The sequence below is a fragment of the Xenorhabdus taiwanensis genome (assembly GCF_036512875.1).
Lineage (GTDB): Bacteria > Pseudomonadota > Gammaproteobacteria > Enterobacterales > Enterobacteriaceae > Xenorhabdus > Xenorhabdus taiwanensis.
This window is the reverse complement of record NZ_AP028980.1, coordinates 22175-28899: the sequence shown is the minus strand read 5'-3', so window position 1 is coordinate 28899 and position 6725 is coordinate 22175. Positions and strand designations below refer to the sequence as shown.

Here is a 6725-nt window from a genome sequence, read left to right as displayed (position 1 = left end):
GTCAATCCTCTCATCAATAACATCATAAAATGTGGATACAATCGTGAGTCAACGTTTCCCTCTCACTCAATTTTAATACTTTGTGAGCTATAGCGTGCTGCGTCATCCATTATGCCTCTAACACCTTTTGCTCAGACGCATTTTGCCGAATTTTGCTAATCAAAAATTTATTCTGAAAAGCCGCAGGTAATATCAATCGCCCCGTCAAGTCACGATACTGACGCTGTAATTCAGGATCGTTGAGGATGGTCCTAAAGGTCGATGTTTGTCCTTGATCGTCTTTAGTTATCAATGCATCAGCAATAATGCCACGCGCGTGGGAAGGAAAATACCCATCAAACTGATGCTGGTAAGTCTGCAAAGCCAGTTGGGTATTGATTGCACCCTGCTGCAGTGTCGCTTCTACCGCCTGAGCCAACATCGCAGCGGTTTGCAAAGCAAAGCCGCATCCCACTCCACTCATCGGATCAAGTGATAACACCGCATCGCCAATAAAAGCTACATTCTGGTAGACCGGCTGGCGTACCAAGTTCGGGTAATCCTTATAGCCTCTCACCTGAGTTTCAAAGACCACATTATTCATGGTGGGCATTTCAGGAATGCAGGCAAAGAACTCCACCAAATTGGTTTTTACATCCTGTTCTTGCCACTGCTTTGCGGTTTCTTTGCTGATATAAGCTGACAGCAGTGTGCGGCCATTAATTAATGGATATAGAAACGCCATACCCTTTTTATGGCGAGCAAATAGTGAGCGGTTGTCGGCCGGTGCTTCAATACCACTGCAATAAGCGAAGAAGGTGGCCCGCTGGTTTTCATAGCTCTGCAGCGGATTGCCTAGTAAACGCGCCAATAGTGACATTCTTCCGTCCGCAGCGATCAAGAAACGCGCTTTTATACTAAACGCTTCCCTATTCTTTTCTACCGTTAGCTCCCATCCCTGTGGCAAGCACTGAACGTCTGTGACCCGTTCAGCATAGCTGATTTCAACACCACATTTCTGCGACTGCTGTCGCAGCGCCAGATCCAGTACCGAACGTTCCAGATTGAGCGCACACTGCTCACTGTTGGTGCCATAAAATCCTTCAGGATCGATAACACCTGCTGGGGTGATAAAGGTTGCCCGGGTACGCACGCTGTAGTCATACTCCGCCAAGTGCGCCATACCCAGTTGGCTTAGCACTGGCACTGCAGAGGGTTGAATAAAGTGAGTACATAATTTTTTATAAGATGACGCTGACGGGAGCTTTTCAATTACTCTGACACTTAACCCCAGTTTGCGTAACAGGATGCTGGCTGCAGCGCCACTGGCGCTTCCTCCAACAATAACCACATCGTAGGTCATTGTGCAACTCCTTCATGGTGTAAAATGTCTTCGTTCGTAATTAAAGGAGTTACCTCAACGTCGGTTAAGCACGTTCCCATAGCCTGTTCCAGAACTATCAATCCTGCCAGCAGAGTTTCTTCAGGAATAGTCAGAGGTGGCATAATTTTAATCACCTGATCACTATCACCGGAACGTTCAACAATCAGTTGCTGCTCGAAGCAATATTGGGTGATCTTCTTCGCCAGCTCAGGAGAGTGGAATTCAATGCCGTAAAACAGGCCGCGACCACGAGTCTGTTTGATAAAGCGGAAAAAACGTGCTGTTATATTCTCCAGCCACTGCAGCAACACCCGTTCTTGGCGAAAAATATGCTGACTAAGTTGATCATCATTCCAGTAATTTTCTAATGCCGCTTTTGCGGTAACAAAGGCCGTGGTATTACCACGGAAGGTGCCGTTATCTTCACCGGGCTTCCACTGATCCCATTGCGGTTTAAACAGCAGAAGTGAGAAAGGCAGTCCGTAACCGCTCAAAGATTTAGACAGACACACCATATCAGGTTGAATACCAGCAAACTCAAAGCTGAAGAAATGGCCGGTACGCCCGCATCCGGCCTGAATATCATCAATAATTAACAAGATATCATGACGCTGAAGTAGTGCATGTAAACGTTGCAGCCAGGTTTTTGACGCCACATTAATACCGCCTTCGCCTTGCACCGTTTCCAGAATAACCGCTGCAGGAATATCCATTCCCGAACTATTATCAGTTAACAGCTTTTCTAAATAGGCGATAGTGTCCAGCCCCTCCAAGTAGCCGTCATACGGCAGCCGGAATACATGGGAATCAATACCGTTCTGCCGGTTGTCGCGATTACCAGTCAATCCCAGTGCGGTATTGGACATTCCGTGGAAGCCATTGGTAAATGCTGCCACATTAGTGCGATTTTTCACCTTGCGCGCCAGCTTAATTGCTGATTCTACCACGCTGGTGCCAGTTGGCGAAGTAAACTGGATTTTGTAATTCAGTCCGCGTGGTTGCAGAATGATAGCGTTAAATGCTGTAATAAATTCAGCTTTGGCAACTGAATGCATATCCAGTGCAGCCTGAATACCATCAGCCGCCAGATAAGCGATCAACGTCTCTTTCAGGGCAGCCGGATTATGCCCATAATTCACCGATCCCGCACAGCTGAGAAAGTCCAACCATGCATTGTCATGCTGATCGTAGAGATAACACCCTGAAGCACGCTGGAAGATCGCAGGGAAATTGCGGCAATAGCTTCTGGCCGAGGATTCATGATCGGAAAAGACGTTAAGTGAATTGTTATTTTCAGGCGTAGTCATAGCAATTTCTCTGTAAATGTTCAGGCCAAGGCTGTTTTTTTTGCCAGTTGCCGATCCAGTGACTGTAAAATTTCCTGTGAACGTAATGACAGCAGGCTGAAAGAGCCGGCATCACCATAACCATGTGACGACTCACATAACCCGTTCAGGAACAGCGGAGGTAGTTCCTCCTGCGCACTAGCAGGCTTCAAACTGTAATCCCGCTCTAATTTGAGGAATCCTCCGTCGTTATTTTTCTCCAGCAGAGGGTAGAGGTCGGTCATTAACGGCGGACAAAGTTCGTCGTTCTCTCCGCTACCGAAATTGCGGAATCCAGTTGCCAACACTATTCCATCAATATTATCGAGCGTGAGTTGCTCACCAGTATTCACTTCTCGAATCTGCAGCTGGCAGTGGTTTTCATCCTCGCTGTAATTCAAAATTTCCTGACAGGACCATATTTTCACTGGTGTTTTACCCTGCAATTTATCTTCATACATGCTCACGTAGAGCTGATGAATGACATCTTTATCAGCGGCAGAGTAATTAGTGAAATGTAGATGCTGGTTAAGGTGTTTTTTCCCGCTTTCAGAAGCATTGAAATAGTAGTCTACGAACTCAGGGAAATAGACATGATCGCTAAACGGACTAGTGTCTTTCAGGCGAAAACCATAACCGCGCTGAATATTAATAATTTCCACATTCGGATAGTTTTGCCGCAAATGCAGAATTATTTCTACTGCACTCTGACTTCCCCCTATCACAGCAATCCGGTTCAGCGGTTTCTTTTCGTTTAATTGGTTAAGCGTCTTTAAATAACGGGTTAGATGGAAAACGCGATGTGAATTCGCTTTTTCAAAAACCGTTGGGATCATTGGTGTTCGACCTGGAGCCACCACCACTGAACGGGAGAAGTACACCTCATTTTTATCAGTTTCAATTCGATAATATTTTTCTTTAGTATGATTAACCAGCGTCAGTTTTTTGACACTACGATCATAGGCAATCTGATGGGAGAAAAAACTCGCCACCCATCGAACATATTCGGCAAACTCACGGCGTAAAGGAAATTCTAAACCCAAGTTAAGGTGCTCAAATAACCTTTTATTTTCAAATAAGAAATTGGTAAAGGTATAGCGGCTTCGTGGGTTACGTGGTGTCACTAAATCACGGCAGGGGTTATTCTGAATATCGCTTCCCGACAACAACATTTGCGGCTGCCATTCGGTTTTAGTGTTGCGTTCTAGAAACAGACAACGACCACTAAATTGTGCTTCTTCCATCGCAATTGCCAGCGCAATATTGGCAGGGCCGAAGCCGATACCAATCACATCATACAGATCTCCATTAAACGCTTCACTATCAATGGATACAGGCATTTCCTTCCCCCTTAAATTCAAAAATTACTATGCGATTTCTTCAGTATTGCCGACATAATCCCAGCGCGATATCAGATCGCCATTAAACGTTAATATTTCGAAAATTTTACTTCTGTACGCTTTGCTATTTTCACGGTTAATATAGCTGGCAATGACTTCAAGACATACGGTATTCCCCTGAGTAAGGAGAATGTTTTTATCTAACTGGTAATCAGATAACACCTGATAGCGTGGTGAAAGGAATGACAGTAACGCCTTTTTCCCATGAATGACGTCCAGCTGATTATATGTAACCACTACGTCATCGGTAAAACAGGAAGCAATTAACTTTATATCAAGCGTACGGAATTTATCGCGCACCACAGATACACGTTCGTAATATTCTGAATGCATAATTTTTATCTGAACATCAGCCAATAATTAAAATTTAATTTACATCCATACTATTTATTTAAATAATAAGGATCTTCAGTCTGTATACAGAGCTTCAGCAACCGCAGGAGATCGGTGTACCTTCTTTCCCCTCGACACCCTCAGAGGAGTAACCATCGCGTTTCCACCAGTCCAGCCCACCCAGCAATTCTTTTACCTGAAAACCCAGCGCCATAAGTTTCATCGCAGTTTTGGTAGAGGCATTACAACCAATACCATCGCAGTAACAGATATATATCTTTGTTTTATCTAAATTTTCAGTGTTATTAAAACAGATTTCTTTATGCGGTAGATTGATCGCACCCGGAATATGTTCCTTTTGATATGCCTCTTTACTTCGTCCATCGACCACAACGGCATTTTCGTTATTCTTTAATGCCAGATACAGATCCCATGAGTCTGTTTCGTAAGATAATTTTTTTTGATAATAAGATAACTGTTCAATCGCTGACATAATAACCTCATTGTCTACAAGTAAGTTTGTACTCAACATCCAACACCGCAGCAATCTGTTCAACGGCATCGCGGGAACTGGCGAGTTTGCCTGCATACAGGCAAAAATCATGGGGCAATGCCGGATGATGATAATGTTGCAATGATGCCCCCGCCTGACGGGCAAGTGAGGCGAAAGCGAGGCCCTCGTCTGCTAGCACATCATATCCGGCGGTGTGCAGCACGATGGGTGGTAACCTGCTGAAAGCATAATCTGACGCTAGAGGATCGAATTGCTGCTGACGACACCAGGGAAGCCAATGTTCGGCAAACCAACGTAATATGGTGGCATCTAGGAGATAACCTTCGCCATAACGCTGGAAAGACTCAAAATTGTGGTGACTCGCTAGTACCGGATACAGCAGATGGATCCGGGAAAAAGTCTGACTGAACGCTGAACCAGCAAACCAGAGCGCTAACAGGCCACCTACGCTGTCACCCATCAGACAAGGAGCTACGTCAACATGATTAAGCTCGGCAGATAGCTGCTGTTCCAGGTGGCTGATGATCTCAGTCATTGGCGTTTCCGGTGCTTTTGGATAATCAAATGCGCAGATCTCTCGCCCGCTGATATGTGCCAGAGTGCTTAAAAAAGCACTGAATACCTCGGTAGAGTAATAAACCAGTCCGCCACCATGAAGATAAAAAATTGGCTCATCACTACGCAATTTTTCGGGGATAAACCGACGTACATAGCCGATCATCTCTGTTTTCCCACACAGCGGTGCCGATACGTTTGCTATCCAGCGCGCCACACGTTGACGACCGTAATCGGGTTCATATTGCATCCCCTTACCAACAAACAGTCGCTGGGCAGCCAGCAGATTGGCAAAATCTGTCGCCAGCGGCACTGTATTCATATGATCACCTTTGGAGCTTGAACAATCTGTAGTCCACTATACGTGGCCTGCCAGAGTGAAAAACTGGCGGGGTGAATTTCACGCTGTGCGTCAAAATTCAGCATCCCAAATAAGGTTTGGGCAGGAAAATCAGGATACTGGCAAGCAACCTGCAAGGCAGCCATTGTTTCCCAAAAATAGCATCCGGGCGCCCCCCCCCAGCGCTGGTGCCAAGCAGAAGCCAGTGTAGAAGTTATTTGGCCTGTAGGTTGCGGAGTTATCGCTGCCACATAAATCTGTCGTGAACCTAAGTCGATACCGTTAGCCAGCAGTGCAGGCACTAGTTCTGCTGAAAACGCATCATCCGTTAGGATAAGACGAGCTTCCTTAGGAGAGCAATGTGCCCAGCTGATTGCCCGTTTCAGCGCATACCGGAAGCTACCAGCAAAAAAGGTAGTGGCTGCGTGCTGAGGCTTAGGGCGGGTTGCTTGTTTTATTGCAGCACTCAGCTGATGTGCCACGCTTTTACCGTGTACTGAACCATCGTGATCAATGGCCACTGTATCCTGTCCTTGAGACGTCAGCAGCGGTAATAACCAGCAAGCATAATCTTCATCGTTATCACATAAACGCCAGGTTGTAGGATACGACGTTAGATGTTTCGCCGTTGCCGCCGGTAAAAATAGTGGTAAATTATGCTGCGCGTACAGCGGTGCCGCCGCTTCTGCGGCAGCCGAGGCGAAATGCCCAACAATGGCATTTGGTGACCAGGCTACTATTTGCTGGGCTGTTTCAGAAGCTCTCCGAGCATCGGCATTATCATCAAACAGTTTCAGCGTAACCTGTGGCGGTAGTAGAAATTCCCGGGCCAGATCAATGGCACGCAGCCAAGTGGTGGTATGGACAGACTTATTTTCGTCCATACAGGCAACAC

7 protein-coding genes are annotated in these 6725 nt (G+C 46.1%); all 7 read right to left on the bottom strand.

The window, feature by feature from the left end:
- Window positions 1–109: 109 nt before the first annotated feature.
- Entirely contained in the window at window positions 110–1342 is a 1233-nt protein-coding gene (locus tag ACE1SE_RS18800) for an NAD(P)/FAD-dependent oxidoreductase (RefSeq protein WP_374053729.1), read from the bottom strand.
- A complete protein-coding gene (ectB, locus tag ACE1SE_RS18795) occupies window positions 1339–2670 on the bottom strand; it encodes a diaminobutyrate--2-oxoglutarate transaminase (protein ID WP_374053728.1) in 1332 nt (443 codons plus the stop codon). The genes ACE1SE_RS18800 and ectB overlap by 4 nt, the downstream gene beginning before the upstream one ends.
- A 20-nt stretch (window positions 2671–2690) precedes the next feature.
- Window positions 2691–4028, bottom strand: coding sequence for a SidA/IucD/PvdA family monooxygenase (locus tag ACE1SE_RS18790; RefSeq protein WP_374053727.1), 1338 nt, complete (start codon window positions 4026–4028; stop codon window positions 2691–2693).
- Between the two features lie 27 nt (window positions 4029–4055).
- Complete coding sequence (locus tag ACE1SE_RS18785) at window positions 4056–4421, bottom strand: nuclear transport factor 2 family protein (RefSeq protein ID WP_374053726.1); 366 nt, start codon at window positions 4419–4421, stop codon at window positions 4056–4058.
- A gap of 94 nt (window positions 4422–4515) precedes the next feature.
- On the bottom strand, window positions 4516–4914 hold the full coding sequence (locus tag ACE1SE_RS18780; protein WP_374053725.1) for a rhodanese-like domain-containing protein: 399 nt from the start codon (window positions 4912–4914) through the stop codon (window positions 4516–4518).
- Window positions 4915–4921: 7 nt separating this feature from the next.
- Entirely contained in the window at window positions 4922–5812 is an 891-nt protein-coding gene (locus tag ACE1SE_RS18775; RefSeq protein ID WP_374053724.1) for an alpha/beta hydrolase fold domain-containing protein, read from the bottom strand.
- Window positions 5809–6714 (bottom strand): ABC transporter substrate-binding protein, encoded by a 906-nt coding sequence (locus ACE1SE_RS18770; protein WP_374053739.1) that lies wholly within the window; start codon window positions 6712–6714, stop codon window positions 5809–5811. The genes ACE1SE_RS18775 and ACE1SE_RS18770 overlap by 4 nt, the downstream gene beginning before the upstream one ends.
- Window positions 6715–6725: the final 11 nt, after the last annotated feature.

Coding starts and splice junctions, on each gene's coding strand:
- ACE1SE_RS18800 (WP_374053729.1), bottom strand. CDS start 1,342: ATGACCTACGATGTGGTTATTGTTGGAGGAAGCGCCAGTGGCGCTGCA.
- ACE1SE_RS18780 (WP_374053725.1), bottom strand. CDS start 4,914: ATGTCAGCGATTGAACAGTTATCTTATTATCAAAAAAAATTATCTTAC.
- ACE1SE_RS18775 (WP_374053724.1), bottom strand. CDS start 5,812: ATGAATACAGTGCCGCTGGCGACAGATTTTGCCAATCTGCTGGCTGCC.
- ACE1SE_RS18785 (WP_374053726.1), bottom strand. CDS start 4,421: ATGCATTCAGAATATTACGAACGTGTATCTGTGGTGCGCGATAAATTC.
- ACE1SE_RS18790 (WP_374053727.1), bottom strand. CDS start 4,028: ATGCCTGTATCCATTGATAGTGAAGCGTTTAATGGAGATCTGTATGAT.
- ACE1SE_RS18770 (WP_374053739.1), bottom strand. CDS start 6,714: ATGGACGAAAATAAGTCTGTCCATACCACCACTTGGCTGCGTGCCATT.
- ectB (WP_374053728.1), bottom strand. CDS start 2,670: ATGACTACGCCTGAAAATAACAATTCACTTAACGTCTTTTCCGATCAT.